Genomic DNA, 23,190 nt, shown 5'->3' with positions numbered 1-23,190 from the left:
CTCCCAGATGCGTCGGCGGCAAGGAGAAAGTCATGGCCATCTCGGCAAACGTCATCTCGTCGGACCGCGTCGAGGGAACGACCGTCTACAACGCAGCGGGCGACAAGCTCGGTACCATCGATGACCTCATGATCGACAAGCTGTCCGGCCAGGTGCGCTACGCCGTGATGGAGTTCGGGGGCTTCCTTGGTATGGGCAAGGACCGTTACCCCATTCCCTGGAGTATGCTCAAGTACGACACGGCCCAGGACGGCTACGTGGTTCCCCTGCAAAAGGAAATGCTCGAAGGCGCGCCGAAGTACGACGAGACCAAGACTCCCGATTACGACGACCGGTACACGGCCACCATCAACAAGTACTACGGTCTTTGAGTTCGCGTTTCAGACCGAACGCAGGGCACCGGGTGCCAACACTTGCTATCGATGGTCGACCATTGCCTTCGCAGCCGCGTCTATGTCAGCGTCATCGTGCCGGGCAAGGCGCTGGCACCGCAGTGGCTGAACATGAACGCCGCGGTGCGCCCCTGTAGTGCTGGTCTTGGCATCTGGGGCTGGGCAGGCAACCACGAAGGCGACGCGCCCGACGTGTTGATGGCCTGCGCGGGCGGCGAGCCGACGTTGGAGACGTTGGCTGCCGTCGACATTCTTCGCATGCAACTGCCCGAGTTCAAGGTCCGCGTGGTCACGTTGTCGGCCTGTTGGCGCTGCAGTCGCCATCAGCACATCCGCACGGGCTGCAGGACGCGGCATTCGATTCGATCTTTACCACCGACCGGCCCGTCATCTTCGCGTTCCACGGCCATCCGTGGTCGATCCACCGCCTGCTCTACAAGCGCACCAATCACGAAAACTTTCACGTGCACGGTTACCAGGAAGAAGGCACCACGACAACGCCGTTCGACATGACGGTGCCGAACCGGCCCGGTCGCTTCCATCTGGCGGCCGATGCCATCGACCGGGTGGTGCGAATCCGCGACCGTGCAGGGCATGTGCATCCGCATGATCGACTGCTCGAACACCGGGCGTACGTCACGCAGCATGGCATCGACATGCCAGACGTCGTCGGGTGGCGCTTCAGGTCGTAGCCATGCGTTGGCACTCCGTTTCGCACTGCCGGCATGCTTGCGCGCAGTTTCGGCAATGGTCCATGTCGTGAATGGCGCATTCGGCTGCGCAGCGTCGGCAGATATCGGCGCACAGGCTGCAGACGAGCTCCGCGTTCTCGCTGTTTCTTGCCATGATTGCCGCGGCAGTGGTGCACATCGCCGCGCAGTCCAATTCGAGCGCAATGCAGCGTGCCAGGGCGCTCGAAGCTTCTTTGACGCATGCTGCCGCGCAGCGATTGCAGGCCGTCGCACAGGCATCGCAAAGCTCGATGCAGCGACCGAAATCAGAAGGGTCCCGCCCGGGCACGACCGTCGCGGTGACGCGCGCCTCGGCGCTGGGAAGATTCGTGTTCGACATCAAATACTCCTTGAAGAACAGGATTGAAAAAAGCGGGCTCGTTTTTCGCCCCGAGCGAGGCACTCCAATGTGGGATCAGGCCGACAGCGGGCGTCCTCCGCAACTCGTGTGCGCCTGGCGCCTGCAACTCAAAACTTGGCCATCGGCGGCCGCTGCTCTTCGTTTGCGCTGCTTTGTCATCGGCGATCGCGATTCTCAGCCGCGCTCTTTCGTGCTTGCGCAAGAGGTCTTCGCATCGATCCATTGACTCGGCATCGCACGGCGGCTCACCGCCGTCATCCAGGAAGCCTATGTGCAAGGCATTTCCACGCGTTCCGTGGACGACCTGGTGAAGTCGCTCGGCATGAGTGGCATCTCCAAGAGCCAGGTCAGAGCACCTGCGACCTACCGCTCGCCGCTGACCTCGAGCTCGACGCGGCGGTTGGGCTGCAGGCAGGCAATGAGTTGCGCGCGCTGCCCGCCGTCGGCACACGAGACCACGGGCTGCGTCTTGCCGACTCCGAAGGCGCGCAGCGCCGAGCGCGGCAGGCCCTGCGCGATCAGGTAGTCGCGCACGGTCGCAGCACGCGCGGCCGACAGCGCCTGGTTGTACGTGTCGCTGCCCAGCCTGTCCGTGTGGCCGATCACGGTGATCGAGTCGAAGCGCTTGTACTGGCCCTTGAGCTGAACGGCCAATTGGTCGAGTTGCGTGCGCCCGCCGGCCGACATGTCGGCCATGCCCGACTTGTCGAAGGCAAACAGCGCATCGGCGGCCAACTTGAACCGTTGCGGTGCCGTCGCAGCGGCAGGCACCGGTGCCGCCACGTCGGCCTTGGCCGAGATGTAGCCCGCGCAGGTCGGGTCCTTCCAGTACATCGCATCGGACAGGCCGTCCTTGTAGACCACCTTGTATTGGCAGGTGACGAACTCGTCGCCGCGGCCCGTACGGAAGTTGAACAGGTAGTCCCACTCCTTCGGACCGAACAGGCCTTCGCTGAAGTGCGGATAGCTGATGAGTTCGCGCACCTGGTTCTTCGTCATGCCCCGCCCGACGCGGCGCAACTGCTCCACGTTAACGAAAGTTCCTAAGGCCCGGTCGGCCAGCGATATCTGTGCGAGGACACGTGCAGATGAACAGGAGGAGCCCTTGCCTCCGACAGATGGGCATGCATCACCGGAGTCCACTCTCGAGCCTGCCTCCTATGAACGTGGGATTCGCGAGGAAGCCCTTTTGCGGTTCACTGAGGGTTGCCTGCAAGCATGTGAAACACAGCAATGCCCAGACGAACCGTCCATAACGCGACCGTGACCTTGAAACTGCCATCCGACATCGACGCCAATGCAGAGCACGTAGCCCTGCGGGCGGCGGGGATCCCAGTCGACGCCCTGGGCAACGCAGAACGGGGATTTCTCTTCGTCCGGTCGAGCAGTGCAAGAAGCGGCCAGACGAACATCTTCCGGTGGTTTGCCGGCGAGGTCGGGCGGCGGTCCGGCTAGCTCCTTTCCATGAACGCGACCCTGCCGCTCAACGACGGAAGTGAGTGACGTTGCCTCGGCCTCTGGGGTCGAACATGTAGCCCGCACCCTAGATCGTCTCGATCTCGATATAGGAAGACTCGCCGTCCTCCAGCAGCGTGTGCAGTCGGGAGACCTGCGTGTCTAAGCTGCGTTCGAAGGCACCCAGTGCGCGCCATGTGCGATCTAAGCGAGCCTTTCGCGCGACAGCGGTTGCACTACGAACCAAGACCTTGGAGAGCGCGATTTGGACGGAAGGCGCATGGCCGGATTACATGGGCATACAGCCGGGCTGGTATTAGAACGAGTGCCTGATGCCGAAGTCGTAGCCCATCGCTGTGCGCGGCGCATAACCCGGGGTGCCGGCACCGGTGGAAAGATAGCCTCCAGTACCGCCGGGGACCACTCCCATGATGGCCGGGTTGTTTTGCCCGTTCTTGATTCGGATCCGTGCCACTGTGGCATACAGCGCCGTGCGCTTCGAAAGGTTGTACTCATAGCCGATGGCAAGCTTGCGCACCGATGCATCGCGATCGGGTGCGAAGGGCGTGGCGGTGGCACCCAGGTCATTGTTGAACTTCACCCATGAGAAGGCCCCCCTCGTCTATCCCGTTGCCTACTACTACAGCGAACCGAGCCCTTCGATGGCCGAGAACGGCGAGGGCAAGTTCCTCACCACCAGCGTCATGCAACGGTTCATCGACTGCTACCTCGGCGGTCGGCAAGAACTGGCGCGGCACGCCGATTTCGCCTTGCTGCAGTCGCAGGCACTGCATATGCTGCCGCCCACCTAGCTGGCCACCATAGGCCACGACCCGCTGCGCGACGAAGGTCATGTGCTGGCGCTGCGCACCGCCACGACCCCGATGCCATCCACGGCTGCATTCACTTCACCGCGGTATCGGCGCTGGGCGCCCAGGTGATGGCCGATCTGGCCGAGTGGCTGCGCTTACAGCTATCGCCAGACTCGCGCCTCCTATGAACGCGGGATCCCTGAAGAAGCCTTTTTCGGATCAACTGTGCCTCCGGGAAATTTGACGGAGGCGAAGCAATGCCCAGGCACCCCATTCATAGCGCGACGATCACCTTGAAGCTGCCATCCGACATGGATGCCCATGCAGAAATCACGGCCCTGCGCGCTGCAGGCATCCCTGTCGACTCGCTCGGCAACGCGCAGCAGGGCTTTCTTTTCGTGCGATTCAGCAACGGGTGGAGCAACCAAGCAAACATCTTTCGATGGTTTGCCGGCGAAGTTGGGCAGGGCCCTCGTAACTACGGCACTGCGCCGCGGAACCACGAATGCGCGGCTGCATGAAAAGCCCCAGATCCCTTAAAACCGGGATCTGATCGAGCTTCTCCTCAGCGCACGGAATTGACCACGCCGATCCCGGCCAGATCGTTGTCCTGACTTACGGCTATGTGATCTGTTCTCGCCGCAAGCGCCATATGCATGCGGCCGTGGCGAGCAATTTTTCGACACGCCAGTCGTAGAGCTCGCTTGCGGGGTCTTCCCTCGCAATCAGTTCCGCGATGTAGTCGATCGCATCGGCGGGATTCAGGCCCCGTCCACTTCGCGCCATCTCGATCGAAATGGCCATCACTTCAGTCTTGTTCATTTGCAAGCATATTGAGTGTCCTCGTTGATTCCTCGGGCGTTACATGGCGGAGAAAACAAAGGGTAATACCGCAACGCCGAAGCTAGCGTGACTCGTTGAAGGTGTCTCAGGCCGCAGCATAGTCCGGCACGCCGAGTCGACGCAGGCCCGCAAGGCGCTGCGCGCAGTGTGGAAGACGACGATGCCTGTGGACCACCATTTGGGCACCGTTATCAAAGTGACGGACATCCGGCTTCCTGGAGCTTATGGCGTGCAGTTCGTGCCCAGCGGTCGACACTGTCACGGAATATTTCTCTGGGTGCTCCTGAGAGATTTGCTGGAGCGGAAATCCGCAGTATCAGCAGAAGTCCCGCATCTACGTCTCGTGCCTGAAGTCCACCCAGCCGGCGAATCTGCAGAGAGGATGCCCCCTCGAAAGAGCCTTTAAGACGGATCCATGAGTCTCGACACGCGTAGAGCGAATGGCTGCCCGCTCGGTCGGGTGCTGTCCTAGGCAGTAAATGCGACAACGCATATATATCGCGACGTGATATATTCGCAGCCGTTTCGACATCCACTTCAGCCATGGCCTCCACCCCCCGCAAGCTCGCCAAGAAAGACTTCGAGGCGCTCTCCCAGTTCCGCTACCAGATGCGCCGCTTCGAGCGCTTCTCCGAGCACGCCGCGCAGGCCGAGGGCCTCACGCCGCAGCAGTACCTGGTGCTGCTGCACATCAAGGGCGTGCCCGGGCGCGACTGGGCTTTGGTGGGCGAGATTGCCGAGCGCCTGCAACTGCAGCCGCACGGCGCAGTCACGCTCGTCACGCGTTGCGAAGCGCTCGGGCTCGTGCAGCGCCGGCCCAGCGAAACCGACCGCCGCCAGGTCGAGGTGCACCTGCTCGCCAAGGGCGAGAAGCTGCTGTTGAGGCTGGCCGAACTCCACCGCGCGGAACTGCGCTCGCTCAAGGGCGTGTTCGACGTGCCGCAGATCGATCTTCCAGACGCTTCGTGAGCACCATGACCGCCAAGACCTCCTCCCATCCGCCGCGCGGCGATTTCGCGCTCAACACCCGGCTCATGCGCATCACTGTCATGGCCGCCGTCATCGGCGCCATCAGCACTGTGGCCGCCCGCGTGCTGCTCGACCTGATCCGCTTCTTCACCAACCTGTTCTTCTTCCAGACCTTCTCGCTGACCGAGCGCTCGCCGGCCACCAACACGTTGGGCGCGTGGGTCATCGTGGTGCCGGTGATCGGCGGGCTGATCGTCGGACTGGTTGCGCGCTACGGCTCCGACAAGATCCGCGGCCACGGCATCCCCGAGGCCATCGAGGCGATCCTGTTCGGTAAAAGCAAGATGTCGCCGAAGGTCGCGCTGCTCAAGCCGCTGTCATCGGGCATCGTCATCGGCAGCGGTGGCCCGTTCGGCGCGGAGGGTCCGATCATCATGACCGGCGGCGCCATCGGCTCGCTGATCGCGCAGCACTTCCACCTCACCGCCGCCGAGCGCAAGGCGCTGCTGGTGGCGGGCGCCACGGCCGGCATGACGGCCGTGTTCGGCACGCCGGTGGCCGCGGTGCTGCTGGCGGTCGAACTGCTGCTGTTCGAATTGCGTCCGCGCAGTCTGCTGCCGGTGGCGGTGGCCTGCGCGGTGGCGGGCTTCGCGCGGCCGCTGCTGATGGACCCGGGCCCGCTGTTCCCGCTGCAGACGGCGGTGCCCGGTCCGCTCGCCATGCTGTCGTGCGTGATTGCCGGCGTGCTGTGCGGCGCGCTGTCGGCGTCGCTGTCGATCTCGCTCTACAAGGTCGAGGACTGGTTCGGCAAGCTGCCGCTGCACTGGATGTGGTGGCCGGCCATCGGCGGCCTCGCGGTCGGCATCGGCGGTTACCTGCAGCCGCGCGCGCTGGGCGTGGGCTACGACGTGATCGGCGACCTGCTGCACAACCACCTCGCGCTCGGCGTGGTGCTCGCGTTGCTGGCGGTGAAGGCCGAGATATGGGTCATTGCGCTGGGCTCGGGCACCTCGGGCGGCGTGCTTGCGCCGCTGCTGATGATGGGCGCGGGCCTGGGCGTGGTGCTGTCGCACGTGCTGCCCGGCAACGACCCGATGCTGTGGCCGCTGGTCTGCATGGCGGCCACGCTGGGCGGCGTGATGCGCGCGCCGCTCACCGCCACCATCTTCGCCTTCGGGCTCACGCACGACAGCAATGCGCTGCTGCCGCTGCTGACCACGTCCGCCGTGGCCTACGGCTTCACCGTGCTGACGATGCGCCGCTCGATCCTCACCGAGAAGATCGCGCGCCGCGGCTATCACATCTACCGCGAGTACGGCGTCGATCCGCTGGAGCGGCATTCGGTCGAAGAGGTGATGACGCGCGAGGTGCACAGCATCGACGCGGCCATGCCGATGGCACAGGCGCTGTTCGAGCATTTCGGCGAGGGGCAGGCGCACCGCGCGTTCCCGGTGCTGCGCAACGGCGCGGTGATCGGCGTGGCTGACCGCGCGATGCTGGCCGCGCACGGCACGCGCGACCCGATTTCCACGGTGGGCGACGCTTGCGCCGATGCGCCGCTGTTCTTCGCGCTACCGGGCGAGAACTGCCGCACCGTTGCCACGCGGCTCGCGCGCCACCGGCTCGAACGGCTGCCGGTGGTGAAGGATGCACAGTCGCTCGTGCTGGTGGGCATCGTGGCGCGCAGCGACCTCATCAAACCCTCGCTTGCGCACTTCGACGAAGAAGAGAAGCGCGAGCGCATGCGCGGGCTGCCGTGGCAAACCTGAGCTGGCTCCGACTGCGCTCATAGGCCCCTACTTCCCGCATATCAAAGCACGTTTTCCTTATTTAGAGAAAGAAGCATCGCTGACTAGCATCCGGCCTCATTCAACCGGTCATAACAGGTCAGCCGCATGTCCACCGTCAGGGCGCTCGAGCCCATCGCCTTTTCGCCCGTCCCGCTCTACACCCAGGTGCGCGAAACGCTGCGCGAGCGCATCCTTGACGGCACCTACGCACCGCATGCGCAGCTGCCTTCGGAAAGCGAAATGGTCGCGCTGTTCAAGGTCAGCCGCATCACGGTGCGCCAGGCGCTCAGCGACCTGCAGCGCGAGAACCTGATCTTCAAGATTCCGGGCAAGGGCACCTTCGTCGCCAAACCCAAGGCGTTCCAGCATCTCGGCCAACTCGAAGGCTTTGCCGAGGCGATGGTGCGCATGGGCTACGAGATCCGCAACCAGGTCACCAGCCACAAGACCGTGCCTGCCTCGCCTCGGGTGGCGCAGCATCTGGGCCTGGCCGAGGGCACGCCGGTGGCGCAGATCAAGCGCGTGCGCCACCTCAACCGCGCGCCGGTGTCCTACGAGGTGACCTACCTGCCCCACGCCATCGGCGAGCGGCTGCGCCAGGCGGACCTGGCCGGGCGCGACATCTTCCTGATCCTGGAAAACGACTACGGCATCGCCCTCGGCCACGCCGACCTGCAGATCGATGCGATGCTGGCCGACGAGGTGCTCTCCCGCGCGCTGAGTGTGCCCGAAGGCACCGCCGTGCTGCGCGTGGAGCGCCTCACCCACACCGCCGACGGCGCGCCACTGGATTTCGAAGACCTCTATTTCCGCGGCGATGCGTTCCAGCACCGTCTGCGCATCGCCCGCGCCAACCCGACGACGAAGGCCAACCCATGAACATCCTCACCCGCACCATCGACGTGCTGGTCATCGGCGGCGGCACGGCCGGCCCGATGGCCGCCGTCAAGGCCAAAGAAGCCAACCCCAAGCTCGAAGTGCTGCTGCTGGAAAAAGCCAACGTCAAGCGCAGCGGCGCCATCTCGATGGGGATGGACGGCCTGAACAACGCGGTGGTGCCGGGCTTCGCCACGCCCGAGCAGTACGTCAAGGAGATCACCACCGCCAACGACGGCATCGTCAACCAGAAGACGGTGATGGCCTATGCGCGCAACAGCTATTCGATGATCGAGGAGCTCGACCGCTGGGGCGTGAAGTTCGAGAAGGACGAGACCGGCGACTACGCGATGCGCAAGGTGCACCACATGGGCACCTACGTGCTGCCCATGCCCGAGGGCCACAACATCAAGAACGTGCTGTATCGGCGCCTGAAGCGCACACGCGTGGAGATGTCGCAGCGCCTGGTCGTCACGCGCCTGCTCACCGCGGCCGCCGACGGCAGCATCGCGGGCGCGATGGCCTTCGACTGCCGCACGGCCGAGTTCCATGTGATCCGCGCGAAGTCGGTGGTGCTGGCCACGGGCGCGGCCGGCCGGCTCGGGCTGCCGGCGTCGGGCTACCTCTTCGGCACCTACGAGAACCCGACCAACGCGGGCGACGGCTACAGCATGGCCTACCACGCGGGCGCCGAGCTCTCGGGCATCGAGTGCTTCCAGATCAACCCGCTCATCAAGGACTACAACGGCCCCGCCTGCGCCTATGTGACCGGCCCCTTCGGCGGCCACACCACCAACAACAAGGGCGAGCGCTTCATCGAGTGCGACTACTGGAGCGGCCAGATGATGATGGAGTTCTACAACGAGCTCCAGGGCGGCAACGGCCCTGTCTTCCTCAAGCTGAGCCACCTGGCCGAGGAGACCATCGCCACCATCGAGCAGATCCTGCACACCAACGAACGCCCGAGCCGCGGGCGCTTTCATGCCGGGCGCGGCACCGACTACCGCAAGCAGATGGTGGAGATGCACATCTCCGAGATCGGCCTGTGCAGCGGCCATTCGGCCTCCGGCGTGTGGGTGGACGAGCATGCGCGCACCACCGTGCCGGGCCTGCATGCCGCGGGCGACCTGGCCTGCGTGCCGCACAACTACATGCTCGGCGCCTTCGTGTACGGCCGCCTCGCGGGTGAAAGCGCGGCGCGGCATTGCGCCGAGACCGAGCTGCCCGCACTCGATGAAGAACAGGTGGCACGCGAGCACGCCCGCGTCAGCGCACCGCTCTTGCGCAGCGGCGGCCTGCCCCCTGCGCAGGTCGAATACAAGCTGCGCCGCATGGTCAACGACTACCTGCAGCCGCCCAAGGTCACGCGCAAGATGGAAATCGGCCTCTCGCGCTTCGAGCAGATCCACGAAGACCTCGAACAGCTCGCCGCCCCCGGCCCGCACGAGCTGATGCGCGCGATGGAAGTGCACGCGATCCGCGACTGCGCCGAGATGGCCGCGCGCGCCTCGCTCTATCGCACTGAAAGCCGCTGGGGCCTCTACCACCACCGCGTGGATTTTCCCGAGCGCAACGACCACGACTGGTTCTGCCATACGCAGTTGCAGAAGCAAGGCGATGCGATGGTGAGCTTCAAGCGACCGGTCGATCCGTACATCGTGCCGCTCGATGCGCATGAGATGTCGGCCTACCAGCACCTGCGCGTGCCCGCCGCCGTGCGCGAGCCGGTCGCAGCCTGACACCTGCACCACGACAAAAAAGAGAACCCCGCATGCCCATCGCCTTCAACCCCACCAGCGTGCCCGTGCGCATCGACGACGACAAGTGCATCGCCCACAAGGGCTGCACCGTCTGCGTGGACGTCTGCCCGCTCGACGTGCTCGCCATCGACCTCAGCAAGGGCAAGGCCTACATGAAGTTCGACGAGTGCTGGTACTGCATGCCCTGCGAGAAGGACTGCCCCACCGGCGCAGTCACCGTCGACATCCCCTACCTGCTGCGCTGAGCCGCGGCCGCCACATTTCAACTGGAGCAATCACGATGAAGACCACGAGAAGACTGGCCCTGTGGGGCGCCGCCTTCGGCCTGCTGCTGGCCCTGCCGGTCGCACAGGCCGAGACCATCCGCATCGCCATCGGCACGCAGGACACCACCATCAACTGCGCCACCGGCGGCCTGCTGATCCGCGAGCTCAAGCTGCTGGAGAAGTACCTGCCGCGCACCGGCAAATACAAGGACGCGCAGTACCAGATCGAGTGGAAGAACTTCACCTCCGGCGCGCCGCTGACCAACGAGATGGTCGCCGGCAAACTGGACCTCGGCTCGATGGCCGACTTTCCGGGCAGCTTCAACGGCGCGGCCTTCCAGAAGGCGGGGCGCAAGAGCATCTTCATCACCGTGCTCTCGGGCAGCACCACGGGCAGCGGCAACGGCATCGTCGTGCCCAAGGATTCGAAGGTGCAGTCGCTGGCCGAACTCAAGGGCAAGACCATCTCGGTGCCCTTCGCCTCGACCTCGCACGGCATGTTGCTGCGCGCCATCCAGGCGCAGGGCTGGGACCCGCTGAAGGACGTGAACATCACGACCCAGGCGCCCGAGGTGGCCGGCCCCGCGCTGCAGGCCGGCAAGGTCGAGGCGCATGCGGACTTCGTGCCGTTCGCAGAGCTCTTTCCATACCGCGGCTTCGCCCGCAAGATCTACGACGGCTCGCAAGCGAACGCACCCACCTTCCACGGCAGCCTGGTCGACGAGGAGTACGCGAAGAAGTACCCCGAGGTCGTCACCGCCTACCTGCGTGCCGCGCTGGAAGCCGACCGCCTCGTGGCCGCCGAGCCCGAAAAGTACAGCGAGCTGATCGCCAAGGTCACCGGCATCGAGGCCGAGGTCAACTATCTGTTCCACGGCCCGCTCGGACTGCAGACACGCGACCTGAGCTGGAAGCCCGAGTACCGGCAGGCGGTGAAGACATCACTGGAGACCTTGCGCCTGCTGAAACGCACCGACAACGACATCGACGCCAATGCCTTCGTGCAGGACGGCTACATCCGCGCCGCCTTCCAGGAAGCAGGCCTCGACTACGAGAAGCAGTTGAAAAACTACGCCCGCGCTCCGCTGGTCGCCAAGGACGCCTCGACCGGCAAGCCGATCACCGACGTGAGCCGCGTTGCCCAGATCTGGGTGGCCGGCGAGCCGCTGGTGCGGCACTACGCCTCGCCCGAGAGCGCCTTCAGCGACCTGCAGAAGCTGGAGAAGGCCGGCAAGAAGGCACGCGTGGTCTACGCGCAGGACCGAAGCAGCGGCAACAAGCTGCTCGCCGCCGACGCATGGTTCGTGCTCGGCGCCAAGGGCGAGGTCGATGCCTTCCTGCTCAAGGACCAGGCCGAGGGCTGGGCCGCGAAGAAAGGCGGCAAGGTGGCGGACTTCGCCGGCGTGCGCGCCGCGCTGGCTGGCTGACGCTTCGCGATTTTTCACATCCTCGCCATGGCCAGCTTCACCATCGCCAGGCTGCGCGCCGGTCTGCCGCGCGCAACTTGGCGCATCGCCGCGTTGCTCGTCTGCGTGCTCGCGTGGCACTTCGCCACGCGCCAGCGCATGAACCTGGGCTTCATCACCTTCCAGAACGTGCCGCCGCCGCGCGAAGTGGCCGAGTCGGCCTGGTCGCTGGCGCAATCACCGCTGGTCTTGCAGCATCTGTCGGCGAGCCTGCGCCGGGTACTCATCGGTTTCGGGCTGGCCGCTGTGGCGGGCGTGGCGCTGGGTCTGGCGATCGGCCGCGCGCGCTGGGCCGAAGACACGCTGCTGCCGCCGCTCGAAGTGCTGCGGCCGATTCCCGCCGTGGCGTGGATTCCGCTGGCCATCCTGATGTTTCCGTCGTCGGAGGCCTCGATGGTGTTCATCACCTTCGTCGGTGCGCTGTTCCCGGTGCTGCTCAACACCGTGCACGGCGTGGAGGCGGTGGATGCGCGCCTTGTCGCCTCGGCGCGCAGCCTGGGTGCCGGCCGTCTCGCGGTGTTTCGCGAGGTGATCCTGCCCGGCGCGCTGCCGAGCGTGGTCACGGGCCTGGCCATCGGCATGGGCACGGCATGGTTCTGCCTGGTCACGGCCGAGATGATCTCGGGCCAGTTCGGCATCGGCTACTACACGTGGATGTCGTACACGATCCAGAACTACGCCGACATCGTGGTCGGCATGCTCTTCATCGGCGTGCTCGGCATGGGCAGCAGCGCGCTGGTGCGATGGATCGGCCAGACGCTGATGCCCTGGCGCTGCGTGCAGGAGAAAAGATCGTGAAGGCCGACGTACAAACCGGCCGCATCGCCATCGACGACCTGCGGGTGCGCCTGGGCCAGGGCGCGCAGGCCTTCGATGCGGTACAGGACATCACACTGCATGTCGAGCCCGGCGAGTTCGTCTGCCTGCTCGGTCCTTCGGGCTGCGGCAAGTCGACGCTGCTGGGGGCGCTGGCCGGCCACCTGACGCCCGCGGGCGGGGTCATCCACGTGGACGGCGAGCCGGTGCGCGGACCGCATCCGGACCGCGGGCTGGTCTTTCAGCACCACACGCTCTTTCCCTGGAAGAAGGTGCTGGACAACGTCGCTTTCGGCTTGAAGATGCAGGGCGTCGGCCGGCGCGAGCGCCATGCGCGGGCGCACGAGATGCTGCGGCTCGTCGGCCTGGACGACTTCGCCGGCTTCTATCCGTCGCAGTTGTCGGGCGGCATGCAGCAGCGCGCGGAGATTGCGCGGGTGCTCATCAACCATCCGCGCGTGATGCTGATGGACGAGCCCTTCGGCGCGCTCGACGCCCAGACCCGGCTCATGATGCAGCGCCAGTTGCTCGATGCCTGGACGCGCGTTCGCACCACCATCGTCTTCATCACACACGACATCGACGAGGCGCTGTTCTTGGGCGACCGCGTGCTCGTGATGGGGCCCAGGCCCGGCCGCATCGTCGCCGAGTTCGCGCTGGACTTTGCGCGGCCGCGCGATCCGTCGCTGGTCACCTCTTCCGAATTCACCGCGCTCAAGCGGCGCTGCCTGCAACTGCTGCATCCGCATGCAGCAGCCAGCGCACCGCTGGAACGCCTCACGCCGCTTGGCGCGCCCACCGCCGCACAGCTGCGCTTCGCCATCTGAAAGAAAAATGAACCCCGCCCTCCTCGACGATCCCGAATTGCAGGCCATTGCCGGACGGCTGGACTCGCCCGACGCCGAAGTGCGCCGCATCGCCGTGATGGACCTTGGCGACTTGGCCGATGAGGCGCACACGCCGCTGTTGGTCGCGGCGCTACGCGACGAGGCGCCCACCGTGCGCGCCGCCGCCGCGTGGGCGCTCGAAACCATGGAGAACCAGCCTGCCGTCGAAGGGCTGGCCCAGGCGCTCGACGATCCCGATGCGCAGGTGCGCGAGGCCGCCGCCCACAGCCTGGCCGAACTGAAGGACCCGGCATCGGCCGCCTGGTTGCTGCCGCATGCGGGAGCCGGACCTGCGCATGTGCGTGCCGCCGTGCTGCGTGCGCTGCGCGGGTTGCGCGTGCCGGCCAGCGCCGCACCTGCGCTGGCGGTGCTGCAGGAAGCGAGTTCCGCCGATGACGCCATCGGTGCCGTGGCCCTGCGCCGCGAAGCCATCGGGGTGCTTGGCTATCTGAAGCACGCGGCCGCGCTGCCGGCCCTGGCCGCGCTCGCAGTCTCCGATCCCGTGGACGAAATCCGCCGTGCGGCCGTGGGTGCGCTGGCATTCGCGGCCGGCAACACCGACGCCCGCGGCGCACTGGAAACCGCCCTGCGCGACGCAAGCTGGCAAGTGCGCGAAGAAGCGGCCACCGCGCTCGGCAAGCTGCAGCAACCCGCGGCGGCCGCGGCACTGCTGGTCGCGCTGAACGACGCTTACTGGCAGGTTCGCCTGCGCGCGGCGCGCAGCCTCGGCCGCCTGCGCAGCACCGAGAGCGTCGCGCCCTTGCTTGCAGCGCTGGGTCACAGCATCAGCAACCTTCGCAAGGAGGCCGCATTGGCGCTGGGCGAGATCGGCGATGCCGCTGCCCTCCCCAACCTCGAACACGCCGCCCATGACCCCGATCCCGAAGTGCGCAAGTCCGTGCGGCTGGCCATCGCCCAGATCGGCGCCCGTCCGGCAGCCTCGCATGGCGCCTGAGTCCATCGTCGATCACCGCACACGCGCTGCGCTGGAGTTCTGCTGGGCGGATGGTGTGCGGCATGTCGCCGGCTACCAGCTGCTGCGGTCGAACTGCCCCTGCGCCGACTGCAAGGCGCTGCGCGCGACCCCAAGCGCTGAAGGTGCCGAAGATGTGCAAACCGCCACCGGACTGTGCGTAACGGACATCCTGCCGGTCGGTGCCTACGGAGTTCAATTCGTGTTCAACGACGGGCACGACAGGGGAATTTTTCCCTGGGTCTTTCTCAGAGAACTTCTGGAGCGGGCCGTGTCATTGCGAGCCGTCCCATAGGCTGGCCGCCTTGCACTGGTTGATGCTGCTGCAGTTGTTAGCTGTCTATGCATGCGTCAACCTGGCTGGCCTTTTTCCGGAAGGGAGAAAACAGACGATCTTCGTGAAGCTCACGAGTGGTCTCTTATCGAATCCATAGCCATAAAGCCACCCCAACACCGATCCAGACTACGACAACGAATGCGATGCCCCACGAGCTGCGCGGCTTGCCCTCGCCACGGCGCATCCAGGTGTCCGCCTGCTCACGACATTCAGCGAGGACGTCTTTGGGCATCAACCGTATTGCAAGCCAGATCAGGCCGGGCAGCAGGAGCACATCGTCCACATACCCCAGCACCGGGATGAAGTCGGGGATCAAGTCGATTGGGCTGAGCGCGTAAGCGACGACGAAGGCTGCCAGCACCTTGGGCAGCCACGGCGTGCCTGGATGACGGCACACGAACCACAAGGTCACAGAGTCGCGCTTGACGCGATGGGCCCACTGGCCGATGTTTTTCAGGGTCGACAACAGGGACTTCCTCGTTGGCACGGAGGGACCAGCTTGCGCGAGTTAATCTTTCTCGATACATTCATTGTGTAACGACCGCTACATTATCTGTGAATCAAGAAAAGAAAACTAGTTGGCTGCTGCTGACCTACAAGGTGCCCGCCGAACCCTCCAAGTTCCGGGTGGCGATCTGGCGCCGCATCCGCAGCCTGGGTGCCGTCTATCTGCAGAACAGCATCTGTGTTCTACCCACCACGACCGAGCATCAGCGCCAGTTCCGCATGATCCAGGCCGACATCGACAGAGCCGGCGGCGAGGCCGTGATCTTCGAAACCCTGGCCCTCGACGCGAAGCAGGAAGAACGCGTCGTTGCCTACTTCAAGCACGACCGCGACCAGGACTACGAAGAGTTCCTCGACAAGTGTGGCGACTACAAGAAAGAAATCGAGAAAGAGGTCAAGGCCGATCACTACACCTTTGCCGAGGTGAAAGAGAACGACGAAGACCTGAAGAAGCTGAAGAACTGGCTGGAACGCATCAAGGTGCTGGACTTCTATGGCGCACCGGCTCGCGCAACAGCGGAACAGCGCCTCGCCGAATGCGAGGAACTGCTCGAGGCCTACGCCAACGAGGTGTTCGAGCGCGAGCAGAACGCGAAGGGCGAACCGCTCGAAAAGCCCTCTCCAGCAAAGCGCACCGCCACGAAGCGCCCGGCTGCAAAGAAGAAGCCGGCCAACGAACCCAAGAAAGGAAGATGAAATGATTGTCTGGACATCGGCCGCACCGTCGGTGCTCGCATCCTTCATGGCCTCGACGGTGGAATTCGTCGAAGCACTGACCATCGTGCTGGCGGTCGGCGTTGTGCGCGGCTGGCGCTCTGCGTTGCTGGGCACCGCAGCCGCGCTGGCGGTGCTCATGGGCCTGGTCGCAGTGCTCGGTCCCGCATTGACGCGCATTCCGCTGCCACTGGTTCAACTGGTCGTAGGAACCTTGCTGCTGCTCTTCGGCCTGCGGTGGTTGCGCAAGGCGATCCTTCGTTCGGCCGGTGTTCTGGCCTTGCATGACGAAGCCAGGGCTTTTGCCGAAGAAACCGCGGCGCTGCGCGCTCAGGGTACGCAGGGCGGCGTGATGCGGCAGGTCGTCGACAAGCTGGCTTTCGCGACGGCCTTCAAGATCGTCATGCTCGAGGGCATCGAGGTGGTGTTCATCGTGATCGCAATCGGTGCCAGTGGACAGATGATGCTTCCGGCTTCTATCGGCGCCTTGCTGGCGCTGCTAGCCGTGGTGCTGCTCGGGCTGTGGCTGCACCGGCCGCTCGCGCGCGTACCGGAGAACGCGCTGAAGTTCGGTGTCGGCGTGATGCTGGCCGCATTCGGAACCTTCTGGGTCGGCGAAGGCATCGGGCTTCAGTGGCCCGGCGCCGACTGGGCGGTGCTGGCGCTGATCGGCGTCTTCCTGTTGGTTGCGCTCGGCCTGGTGCAGCTTTGCGCCCGAATGCATAAAGCAGCCGCGGCCTTGCCCAAGCCCTCGGCGAAAGCTGCCTCCGCGCCCAAAGCCAAGGCAGGCGTGCCCGCTGCGATCGGCCGCGAGCTGCTCGGTCTTTTCCTCGACGATGGCTGGCTTGCCATTGGCGCTCTGATCTGGGTGTCGGCTGCTTGGCTAGGCGAAACCCGCCACGCCATCGCAGGGCCCTTCGACGGACTGCTGCTTGCCGCGGGTCTCACAGCCGTGCTCGCCGCCAGTGCTGCCCGCCGTGCAAGCTTCAGATAACGGGCTTTCCCTTTGACTTCTTGTCTGGCGCCTTCCCCGAAAGGAGGCGTTGTCATGAACCCAGCGAACGGGATGGGCGTCGAACAGATATCTAGGCACCACCCGATCAGTTCGTGTTCTCGAGTAGACAGCCGACGCCGCGCACCGCAAGCCCCTCGATCGCGGGCCAGTCGAAGCACTTCCAGTTCGCGAGCGAGACCGCTTTTCGGGCCCGCAGTGTGGGGCAGTAAGCGGTCCAGAATGACCACATCTACGGCTTCTGTGCGCCACTTGCTATCGGCGCGGCCGACTCGGGTCCTGGCGTGGCGGCCGATCAGCGAGAGGCGATCTTCGAGCGCTTTGTCCGCGGTCGCGAACCCGCTGGCGAAGGAAGCGGTCTGGGTCTGGCGATCGTGAAGGAAATCGCGCTCTTGCATGCCGCCGAAGTGAAACTGACGGACAGCGAATCGGGAGGCGCGAAGCTGGTGATCTATTTTCCGGCGGCAAGGGCGCCAGGTCACCATGGCCCGCAGACGTGACCGCTTGGCCTGATTACGACGACGATGGCGGCGGCGCCGGCACGCAGTCCTGGAGGCCATGCTCGTCCTCGGGTCGCACGATGCCCCAGCGCAGACGCACGCTGCGCGCGTCGTCCGTGCCGGCCCAGGGCAGGTGCAAGCTGCCCGTGCAACTGGCACTCGCCAACAATGGCTCCAGCAGCGGCCCCTCGGAGCGAAATTCCGGCGTGTCGAGGATCAGCACCATGCCGCCTTCCCGCGCCAGGGAGCCGGGCGTCAGCCAGGGCGAGGTGCGAGGATCCCCGTCGATCAGAAGTTGAACGGCTGGGTCCATTTGCAGGGCCACCGCACCCGCGAACCATGTGTCGCCAATCAGCAGCCGCAAGGGACGGTCACCGATACGCTCGCGCCAGAGGGTATCGACCGCTTCGGCGATTTGCCGCGAGGGCAGGTTGGCGCGCGTGATGTAGCCATGCCGCGCGCTCCAGACACCGTCGATCCACGCCTGCCCGAACGAACCGGCGACGTGGAGAAATGCCGCCACGGCTAGCGTGGGGGCCCAGCGGCTGCGTTTCCAGCGCTCCGCCTCGAGACCCGGCACCACTGCCACTGCCCACACCGCAGCCGGCAGAAAAAAGGTGCCGAGCCACGAGGCCACCAGGCGCGTCTGCAGCAGTACTGACGCCGCCAGCACCAGGCACACTGGCCCGAGGGTCGCCCAGGCAAGAAAGCGCCGGTCGAAGCCGTTCGACACCGCCGAGCGTCCAGGCGGCGTACGCGCGCGCGTGAACCAAGCCCATGCAACGAACAACAACATCGGCGACATGCGTGCAAGCTGCACCAGCAGCACCCGAAGCGGCCGCGAGTGCAGGTGCTTCGACAGGCCGGAAGGATGCACCGAGTGCCGCGCATAGCCAATGGTCTGATCGCCGTGCTGCAGCAGCCACGCCAGGTGCGGCGCCATGAGCAGCAGCATCACCGCGCCGGCCCGCAGCAGGTCGCGTCGCACACGTGCATCTCGCCACGCTCCTTCGCGGGCGATGAAAGCTGCTCCCACCGCGAACTGCACCAGGGCGCTGTATTTGGTGAGCATCGACAGTGCTGCGAAGACGCCAAGCCACAGCCAGTCGCGGCGTCCCGTCTCCGGCGTGCGCAGCACACGCCAGAGCATCCACCAGTAACCTGCTATCGGCAGCAGTTGCACCGTGTTGTGGTTGAAGATGGTCGCACGCTGTACGTGGTAGGTCACCAGTGAGCCGAGCAGCACCGCCAGCGCCGCTCGAGCGGGGGACACCATTCCCAGCGACCAGCGCCACAGGATATAGAGAGCGCCCACGCCGCAGCCGACGCCCGCGGCATAGGTCAGCCAGGCCTGGCGACCGGCCAGGGAGACAAGCAGGCCCATCAGCCAGCTCGGCAACGGGGGATGCTTGTAGTAGCCCCATTCCAGACTGCCGCCCCAGAAGAGTTCCTCGACGTTGTCCCAGGGAGGCGTCTCGTAGAACGTCGCCATCGGCAAGGTCCACACCACCACCATCGCCAGGAGAGCGGCGAGGACAGCACCATGCAGGGGTGGGCGTCGCGCCGTCGCGAGCAACGAACGGGCATCGGGGGAAATCGGCCAGGAACTCATTGCGGAGGTTTGTAATACAGCCGACCTCACTTGAAGCTGACTCTATTGAGTTCCGCGCCAGCCAGCACCACATTCCGAAGACGTTCGCCTCCATCGTGCCCCTGCGCATGGCGGCCGCCAGTCCTGCCCTCATCAGCGACGGTTCCGTGCCCGCTGAAAAAGCGGATCAGACGAGCACGAAAATCAACAGTGTGGGTGCATATCGGTCCGGGACAGTGGCTCAATCGCCGCCGAACCAGAAGAGCAGCCACATGGCCACGGCGGCCAGAGCGCCCAGGCCCGAGGCACTTTGAAAATGCAGCCGCAACCAGCGTGAGATGCGCAGGAACTGATGCGTTCGGACAGGGCTCATGCGGGGCGTTTTTACCTTCGAACCTTGACTGCGACAAGTAGAGTGAACGGCGTACTCACGGGGTGTGATGGGAGCGAAATGCCTCGTCAGAAGAGTGCGGCCGGATAGGAAACAAGCTCTGACGCAATCGCATCGGCTGCCCCTAAACTTTTCGCATGACCCGAATCGATTTGAGAGAATTCCCTGCGAGTCAAGCCACGCGTGAAGGCCTCATCATGAAATCTTGATCGCCTCTGCCCATAACTTGTGGAAGAGGGATTCCTGAATCTTCTTGAACACGGCGCTTGAATGCAGACCGACAGCGGACTCTATCCGTGTCGTCTTGCCAAAATCAGCGCTGGAAACCCAGACAGTGTCCGGCGACACAAGTACGACTTTGGCGTTGTTGTTGTCATGCAGCGCTATGCGCACATCAGGAAAGCGAGTCTTGAGCACCGATGCCTCCTTTCGTGCATCGGTGTTTGCAATGATGAATATGCCTCGCGGACGCTTGCCCAGAGTTTGGGAGATGTACTCTGGATCTGGAAGCGATCCAGTCATGATCAGGATAGGGCCGATCACGCGTGCAATTTGAGCTAGACGTGTGTTCCAGGTGCTGACGCAGATGGACATCTTTGCATCGTCGCAGGAGAACGCGAAACCGCGACTGTCATTGGTGAAAGCCATGTGAAGGTCTGTATCTTTGAATGATTGCTCTGCGAGAGCCGTCGGAGCGCACTTTCCCTTCGATGCTGCTTTCTGTTTTGATTTCCGCGCGTGCATGGCCCACATTTCCGCCGGCGCTTGACCGTCCATATCCTAGGGCGCGCACACCTGTCTCATGCACCGGCATACAGAGGCGGCTCAGCGCTCGATGGAAGAAATGGGGCAAACGAACACGGAAATGCACAGACAAAGGGGTACGGATGCGACATCTCCGTGCCGCATTTGTCTGGCCACCCAGGCCGCACCAGGAACCGATGATTCCTGACGCGGCGTCCCCTCACCACTTCATGCGCAGCCCGATCGAGCCCTGCAGGGAGGTCTTCACATCCGTTGCGCCGCCCGAGGCCCACAGCTTGCCGACTTCGCCGTAAATGCTGGTGGTCTGGTTCAGCGCCAGGGTGAGGCCGCCGGCCAGTTCGCTGACAGTGGAGCCGGTGCGGCTCGTGATGTCGGTCGTGGCGGCAGGTCCGATGAAGCGGGCGACGTCGGCGCCGCCGCTCGCCTTGTAGACGTTGAAGCGGCCGTACGGCTGCAGCGTGCCGAGGCTCGTGGAGATCTCGCCCTTCACGCGCACGCCGACGCGCGCGATCCAGCCGTCGTCGCTGTCCTGCCGCACGGTCGCACCGGAGATTGCGATGTCGTCCAGGCTGAGGTGCTGGCGAATCAGCTGCAGTTGCGGCTCGATCTTCCAGCCGCTGTCGCCCATTGCGAATGCCTGGCCCACTTCGATGGATGCCGTCAGGCTGTCGCCCTTGCCCGAGCTGCGCTGAGTGGACAGCGGCTCGACGGTGTAACGGTGCCGCCCGGCCTGCAGCACGGCGTCGGCGTAGAAGCCCGAATCGGCAGTCCAGGTGCCGTAGGCGCCCAGGTACTGGCTGCGCAGGTCGTTGGAACCGACGGCCAGGTTGGCGATACCGCTGGCGAAGCCGCTGACCCTGACGCTGCCGTCGAGTTGGCCGACGTACACGCCGGCACGCCAGTTCGATGTGGCGAACAGATCGGTGCCGGCCTGGAAGCCCTTGACGTTGCCCTTGCTGTGCGGATCGACGGTGCCTTGCTGGCGGATGTCGATGTCGGTGGCGATCACGCGGCCCCAGGCGCGGCGCTCGGTGTCGGTCGATGCTGCAGCGCCTGCCTTGACATCGTCGTCGCCGATGCGTTGGTGCAGGTTGCCGATCATGGCCAGGTCCGCCTGGCGTACCTGGCTGGGCAGCGCGGAGAGCAACGGGACTTCGGCTCGGTAGGCCGGCACTTGCACGGCGCTCGTGCCGGTACCGCCCGTTGTGCCGCCCGTCGATCCGCCCGTGCCCGTCGTTGCCGTGGTGGTCGATCGCAGGTACCAGTTCTCGCCGGCGCCGCTGGCGTCGGCGGCGTACAGGCGGTACTCGTAGGCGCCCGCATCCACGTGGCCGCCCGCGAGCGAGAACGCATCCTTGGTGGTCTGCGCGGTGGTGGTGGCGCCGCTGAGCGCCGAGACCACTTCGATGCCGTTGCCCGTGGTCAGCGCGCCCAGGCCACCGAGCTGGGTGATCTGCACGCTGGTCCTGCCGCTGGCCGAGGCGCTTGCACCGTTGAGCACCAGCCGGTCGCTCACGCTGGTGCTGTCGCCCAGGAAGGTGCCCAGCCGCAGCACGCCGTTGTTGCCCACATAGGCGCCGTTGACGGTGAGGGTGGTGCCTGGTGTGGTGCCTACCAAGGTGACAGTGCCGCTGTTGGCGAGCGAGGCAACCGTCTGGCTGAAGCCTGCAAGGTCGAGCGTGGCGCCGCTTTGCACGGTGTGCGCCGAGGCTGCGCTGAAGGTGCCGGCGACGCCGGCCTTCAGGGTGCCTTCGGCCACATCGGTCGCGCCGGTATAGCTGTTGGAGCCCGAGAGTGTGAGGGTGCCGCTGCCGATCTTGGTGATGAAGCCGCCGCCGGTGATGTTGCCGCTGAGCGTGGCGCTGAAGCTGCCGGTGTCGATCACCGGGTCGTTGTAGCCGGTCAGCACCACGGCGTTGGCGAGGTTCAGGCCATCGGCCGCAAAACCGAGCGTGGTGCCGTCGTCCATCGCCAGCGTGCCGGTGCCCAGCGCCAGGTTGTTGCCGACGTTCAGCCGGCCTTGCTTGAGCGCGGTGCCGCCGCCGTAGCTGTTGGCCGCGGTGAGCGTCGTGGTGCCGGCGCCTTCCTTGACGAGCGAGCCGGTGCCGCTGATGGTGCCCGACAGCGTGAGCGCGTTAGAGCGGTTGATGACCAGCGTCGCGTTGTTCAGGACGTTGCCCACGATGCTGCCCGTGGTGCCGCCGTTGCCGAGTTGCAGCGTGCCGGCACTGATGACGGTGCCGCCAGCGTAGGTGTTGTCGGCGGTGAGGATCGTCGTGCCCGTGCCGGCCTGCGCAAGCGCGCCGGAGCCGCTGATGGTGCCCGACAGCGTCAGCGCGTTCGAGCGCTGGACGGTCAACGTCGCGTTGTCGACGATGTTGCCTTTTACCGAGCCGGTGGTGCCGCCGCTGCCAAGCTGCAGCACACCGGCGCTGATCGTGGTGGTGCCGGTGAAGGCCTGGTCCTGCGTCAGCGTGAGCGTGCCCGCGCCGGTCTTCTCGATGCCGCCCGTGCCGCTCACGAGGCCGGCGTAGGTTGCGTTGTCGGGCTGAGCGAAACGCACCAGCCCGTTGTCGGTGATTGCTGCCGGCGCGAATTGCGCGCTGCTTTGCAGCACACCGCCCGAACCGACGGTCATGCTGCCCGTATAGGTGCTGGCATTGGCGCCCAGGATCAGGGTGCCGCCATTGACGGTCGCGCTGGTAATGCCCGATGACGGCAGCGCCACATTGAAAGTCCAGACCCCGGCATTGCTCTGCAGCGTCTGGAACCCGGCCAGGGAAAGCGGTGCAAACGTCGAGGCGCCGCCGTCTTCGCTTTCGAGTGTGAGAAGGTTGGCGCCGCCTCCGCCGCTGATGTTGCCGGTGATCGAGGAGCCCGTGTAGGCATGCAGCGCATCGTTGCCGTTTGCGAAGTTGAGCGACCCGATGACGCTGCCCTTGTTGGTGAAATCGACGGCAGAGGTGCCATTGGCAC

The 23,190-nt window shown here is 65.2% G+C and carries 26 protein-coding genes and 2 pseudogenes; 19 read left to right on the top strand and 9 right to left on the bottom strand.

Going from position 1 to position 23,190, the window contains the following annotated elements; genetic code table 11:
* The first annotated feature begins 32 nt into the window (after window positions 1-32).
* The gene (locus ACZYSP_RS34960; protein ID WP_093082864.1) at window positions 33-371 is read left to right on the top strand and encodes a PRC-barrel domain-containing protein; all 339 of its coding nucleotides are present in this window, start codon (window positions 33-35) and stop codon (window positions 369-371) included.
* A 51-nt stretch (window positions 372-422) separates the two neighbouring features.
* Window positions 423-1,084, top strand: a pseudogene (locus ACZYSP_RS34955) (phosphoketolase family protein).
* On the opposite strand, the gene ACZYSP_RS34950 reads toward ACZYSP_RS34955, so the two are convergent.
* Window positions 1,074-1,463, bottom strand: coding sequence for a four-helix bundle copper-binding protein (locus tag ACZYSP_RS34950; protein WP_354338415.1), 390 nt, complete (start codon window positions 1,461-1,463; stop codon window positions 1,074-1,076). The pseudogene ACZYSP_RS34955 and the gene ACZYSP_RS34950 sit on opposite strands and share 11 nt — an antisense overlap.
* Here ACZYSP_RS34950 and ACZYSP_RS34945 point away from each other — a divergent pair.
* Both ACZYSP_RS34945 and ACZYSP_RS34940 read left to right on the top strand, forming a co-directional pair.
* Window positions 1,453-1,710 (top strand): hypothetical protein, encoded by a 258-nt coding sequence (locus tag ACZYSP_RS34945; protein WP_489019125.1) that lies wholly within the window; start codon window positions 1,453-1,455, stop codon window positions 1,708-1,710. The two genes, ACZYSP_RS34950 and ACZYSP_RS34945, sit on opposite strands and share 11 nt — an antisense overlap.
* A 12-nt stretch (window positions 1,711-1,722) precedes the next feature.
* A pseudogene (locus ACZYSP_RS34940) lies at window positions 1,723-1,833 on the top strand (transposase); the annotation flags it as partial.
* Between the two features lie 14 nt (window positions 1,834-1,847).
* Here ACZYSP_RS34940 and ACZYSP_RS34935 read toward each other — a convergent pair.
* Window positions 1,848-2,627 (bottom strand): outer membrane protein assembly factor BamE, encoded by a 780-nt coding sequence (locus tag ACZYSP_RS34935; protein WP_489019123.1) that lies wholly within the window; start codon window positions 2,625-2,627, stop codon window positions 1,848-1,850.
* Between the two features lie 628 nt (window positions 2,628-3,255).
* On the bottom strand, window positions 3,256-3,540 hold the full coding sequence (locus ACZYSP_RS34930) for a porin (RefSeq protein WP_371258884.1): 285 nt from the start codon (window positions 3,538-3,540) through the stop codon (window positions 3,256-3,258).
* On the opposite strand from ACZYSP_RS34930, the gene ACZYSP_RS34925 reads away from it, so the two are divergent.
* Entirely contained in the window at window positions 3,530-3,751 is a 222-nt protein-coding gene (locus ACZYSP_RS34925; protein WP_256217017.1) for an alpha/beta hydrolase family protein, read from the top strand. The two genes, ACZYSP_RS34930 and ACZYSP_RS34925, sit on opposite strands and share 11 nt — an antisense overlap.
* 257 nt (window positions 3,752-4,008) lie before the next feature.
* Complete coding sequence (locus ACZYSP_RS34920; protein WP_093082561.1) at window positions 4,009-4,272, top strand: hypothetical protein; 264 nt, start codon at window positions 4,009-4,011, stop codon at window positions 4,270-4,272.
* A 100-nt stretch (window positions 4,273-4,372) separates the two neighbouring features.
* Here ACZYSP_RS34920 and ACZYSP_RS34915 read toward each other — a convergent pair whose 3' ends face one another.
* Window positions 4,373-4,573 carry a hypothetical protein gene (locus ACZYSP_RS34915; RefSeq protein WP_093082558.1) on the bottom strand — a complete coding sequence of 67 codons (201 nt, stop codon included), beginning with the start codon at window positions 4,571-4,573 and terminating at the stop codon, window positions 4,373-4,375.
* A 564-nt stretch (window positions 4,574-5,137) separates the two neighbouring features.
* On the opposite strand from ACZYSP_RS34915, the gene ACZYSP_RS34910 reads away from it, so the two are divergent.
* The 10 genes from ACZYSP_RS34910 to ACZYSP_RS34865 all read left to right on the top strand — a co-directional run bounded on the left by ACZYSP_RS34910 (window position 5,138) and on the right by ACZYSP_RS34865 (window position 14,692).
* Window positions 5,138-5,563 (top strand): MarR family winged helix-turn-helix transcriptional regulator, encoded by a 426-nt coding sequence (locus tag ACZYSP_RS34910; protein WP_093082553.1) that lies wholly within the window; start codon window positions 5,138-5,140, stop codon window positions 5,561-5,563.
* A gap of 5 nt (window positions 5,564-5,568) precedes the next feature.
* Window positions 5,569-7,332 carry a chloride channel protein gene (locus tag ACZYSP_RS34905; RefSeq protein ID WP_093082636.1) on the top strand — a complete coding sequence of 588 codons (1,764 nt, stop codon included), beginning with the start codon at window positions 5,569-5,571 and terminating at the stop codon, window positions 7,330-7,332.
* A gap of 126 nt (window positions 7,333-7,458) precedes the next feature.
* On the top strand, window positions 7,459-8,232 hold the full coding sequence (locus tag ACZYSP_RS34900; protein WP_093082551.1) for a GntR family transcriptional regulator: 774 nt from the start codon (window positions 7,459-7,461) through the stop codon (window positions 8,230-8,232).
* Entirely contained in the window at window positions 8,229-9,968 is a 1,740-nt protein-coding gene (locus ACZYSP_RS34895; RefSeq protein WP_489019119.1) for a fumarate reductase/succinate dehydrogenase flavoprotein subunit, read from the top strand. Before ACZYSP_RS34900 ends, ACZYSP_RS34895 begins: the two co-directional genes overlap by 4 nt.
* A 32-nt stretch (window positions 9,969-10,000) precedes the next feature.
* A complete protein-coding gene (locus tag ACZYSP_RS34890) occupies window positions 10,001-10,234 on the top strand; it encodes a 4Fe-4S dicluster domain-containing protein (protein WP_093082546.1) in 234 nt (77 codons plus the stop codon).
* 35 nt (window positions 10,235-10,269) lie between these two features.
* The gene (locus tag ACZYSP_RS34885; protein ID WP_093082544.1) at window positions 10,270-11,682 is read left to right on the top strand and encodes an ABC transporter substrate-binding protein; all 1,413 of its coding nucleotides are present in this window, start codon (window positions 10,270-10,272) and stop codon (window positions 11,680-11,682) included.
* 27 nt (window positions 11,683-11,709) lie between these two features.
* A complete protein-coding gene (locus ACZYSP_RS34880) occupies window positions 11,710-12,519 on the top strand; it encodes an ABC transporter permease (protein ID WP_093082542.1) in 810 nt (269 codons plus the stop codon).
* Window positions 12,516-13,364: an ABC transporter ATP-binding protein gene (locus ACZYSP_RS34875; RefSeq protein ID WP_093082540.1), complete on the top strand. Its 849-nt coding sequence runs from the start codon at window positions 12,516-12,518 to the stop codon at window positions 13,362-13,364. Before ACZYSP_RS34880 ends, ACZYSP_RS34875 begins: the two co-directional genes overlap by 4 nt.
* 7 nt (window positions 13,365-13,371) lie before the next feature.
* On the top strand, window positions 13,372-14,379 hold the full coding sequence (locus ACZYSP_RS34870; protein WP_093082537.1) for a HEAT repeat domain-containing protein: 1,008 nt from the start codon (window positions 13,372-13,374) through the stop codon (window positions 14,377-14,379).
* Window positions 14,369-14,692: a gamma-butyrobetaine hydroxylase-like domain-containing protein gene (locus ACZYSP_RS34865; RefSeq protein WP_093082535.1), complete on the top strand. Its 324-nt coding sequence runs from the start codon at window positions 14,369-14,371 to the stop codon at window positions 14,690-14,692. The genes ACZYSP_RS34870 and ACZYSP_RS34865 overlap by 11 nt, the downstream gene beginning before the upstream one ends.
* A gap of 124 nt (window positions 14,693-14,816) precedes the next feature.
* Here the strand turns inward: ACZYSP_RS34865 and ACZYSP_RS34860 are convergent, their stop codons facing one another.
* Window positions 14,817-15,200, bottom strand: coding sequence for a YkvA family protein (locus tag ACZYSP_RS34860; protein WP_093082532.1), 384 nt, complete (start codon window positions 15,198-15,200; stop codon window positions 14,817-14,819).
* Window positions 15,201-15,289: 89 nt separating this feature from the next.
* Here ACZYSP_RS34860 and ACZYSP_RS34855 point away from each other — a divergent pair, with 89 nt between their 5' ends.
* The 3 genes from ACZYSP_RS34855 to ACZYSP_RS34845 all read left to right on the top strand — a co-directional run bounded on the left by ACZYSP_RS34855 (window position 15,290) and on the right by ACZYSP_RS34845 (window position 17,467).
* The gene (locus tag ACZYSP_RS34855) at window positions 15,290-15,937 is read left to right on the top strand and encodes a Chromate resistance protein ChrB (RefSeq protein WP_218149808.1); all 648 of its coding nucleotides are present in this window, start codon (window positions 15,290-15,292) and stop codon (window positions 15,935-15,937) included.
* Between the two features lies 1 nt (window position 15,938).
* Complete coding sequence (locus tag ACZYSP_RS34850) at window positions 15,939-16,949, top strand: COG4280 domain-containing protein (RefSeq protein WP_093082529.1); 1,011 nt, start codon at window positions 15,939-15,941, stop codon at window positions 16,947-16,949.
* Window positions 16,950-17,197: 248 nt separating this feature from the next.
* Window positions 17,198-17,467 carry a sensor histidine kinase gene (locus tag ACZYSP_RS34845; RefSeq protein ID WP_093082527.1) on the top strand — a complete coding sequence of 90 codons (270 nt, stop codon included), beginning with the start codon at window positions 17,198-17,200 and terminating at the stop codon, window positions 17,465-17,467.
* A 13-nt stretch (window positions 17,468-17,480) separates the two neighbouring features.
* Here ACZYSP_RS34845 and ACZYSP_RS34840 read toward each other — a convergent pair whose 3' ends face one another.
* The 4 genes from ACZYSP_RS34840 to ACZYSP_RS34825 all read right to left on the bottom strand — a co-directional run.
* Complete coding sequence (locus ACZYSP_RS34840) at window positions 17,481-19,079, bottom strand: glycosyltransferase family 39 protein (protein WP_093082524.1); 1,599 nt, start codon at window positions 19,077-19,079, stop codon at window positions 17,481-17,483.
* 220 nt (window positions 19,080-19,299) lie between these two features.
* Window positions 19,300-19,431, bottom strand: coding sequence for a hypothetical protein (locus ACZYSP_RS34835; RefSeq protein ID WP_256217015.1), 132 nt, complete (start codon window positions 19,429-19,431; stop codon window positions 19,300-19,302).
* A gap of 213 nt (window positions 19,432-19,644) precedes the next feature.
* Entirely contained in the window at window positions 19,645-20,097 is a 453-nt protein-coding gene (locus ACZYSP_RS34830; RefSeq protein WP_093082634.1) for a hypothetical protein, read from the bottom strand.
* Window positions 20,098-20,413: 316 nt separating this feature from the next.
* Window positions 20,414-23,190 (bottom strand): autotransporter family protein (locus ACZYSP_RS34825; protein ID WP_489019112.1); only part of this gene is annotated, 2,777 nt, incomplete at its 5' end.

The organism is Variovorax sp. F042 (genome assembly GCF_057814215.1).
Note: the sequence above shows the minus strand (reverse complement) of the source record. Positions and strands in the feature narration are given on the sequence as shown.

Coding starts and splice junctions, on each gene's coding strand:
- ACZYSP_RS34960 (WP_093082864.1), top strand. CDS start 33: ATGGCCATCTCGGCAAACGTCATCTCGTCGGACCGCGTCGAGGGAACG.
- ACZYSP_RS34950 (WP_354338415.1), bottom strand. CDS start 1,463: ATGTCGAACACGAATCTTCCCAGCGCCGAGGCGCGCGTCACCGCGACG.
- ACZYSP_RS34920 (WP_093082561.1), top strand. CDS start 4,009: ATGCCCAGGCACCCCATTCATAGCGCGACGATCACCTTGAAGCTGCCA.
- ACZYSP_RS34915 (WP_093082558.1), bottom strand. CDS start 4,573: ATGAACAAGACTGAAGTGATGGCCATTTCGATCGAGATGGCGCGAAGT.
- ACZYSP_RS34910 (WP_093082553.1), top strand. CDS start 5,138: ATGGCCTCCACCCCCCGCAAGCTCGCCAAGAAAGACTTCGAGGCGCTC.
- ACZYSP_RS34905 (WP_093082636.1), top strand. CDS start 5,569: ATGACCGCCAAGACCTCCTCCCATCCGCCGCGCGGCGATTTCGCGCTC.
- ACZYSP_RS34900 (WP_093082551.1), top strand. CDS start 7,459: ATGTCCACCGTCAGGGCGCTCGAGCCCATCGCCTTTTCGCCCGTCCCG.
- ACZYSP_RS34895 (WP_489019119.1), top strand. CDS start 8,229: ATGAACATCCTCACCCGCACCATCGACGTGCTGGTCATCGGCGGCGGC.
- ACZYSP_RS34890 (WP_093082546.1), top strand. CDS start 10,001: ATGCCCATCGCCTTCAACCCCACCAGCGTGCCCGTGCGCATCGACGAC.
- ACZYSP_RS34885 (WP_093082544.1), top strand. CDS start 10,270: ATGAAGACCACGAGAAGACTGGCCCTGTGGGGCGCCGCCTTCGGCCTG.
- ACZYSP_RS34880 (WP_093082542.1), top strand. CDS start 11,710: ATGGCCAGCTTCACCATCGCCAGGCTGCGCGCCGGTCTGCCGCGCGCA.
- ACZYSP_RS34870 (WP_093082537.1), top strand. CDS start 13,372: ATGAACCCCGCCCTCCTCGACGATCCCGAATTGCAGGCCATTGCCGGA.
- ACZYSP_RS34865 (WP_093082535.1), top strand. CDS start 14,369: ATGGCGCCTGAGTCCATCGTCGATCACCGCACACGCGCTGCGCTGGAG.
- ACZYSP_RS34850 (WP_093082529.1), top strand. CDS start 15,939: ATGATTGTCTGGACATCGGCCGCACCGTCGGTGCTCGCATCCTTCATG.
- ACZYSP_RS34840 (WP_093082524.1), bottom strand. CDS start 19,079: ATGAGTTCCTGGCCGATTTCCCCCGATGCCCGTTCGTTGCTCGCGACG.
- ACZYSP_RS34835 (WP_256217015.1), bottom strand. CDS start 19,431: ATGAGCCCTGTCCGAACGCATCAGTTCCTGCGCATCTCACGCTGGTTG.
- ACZYSP_RS34830 (WP_093082634.1), bottom strand. CDS start 20,097: ATGGCTTTCACCAATGACAGTCGCGGTTTCGCGTTCTCCTGCGACGAT.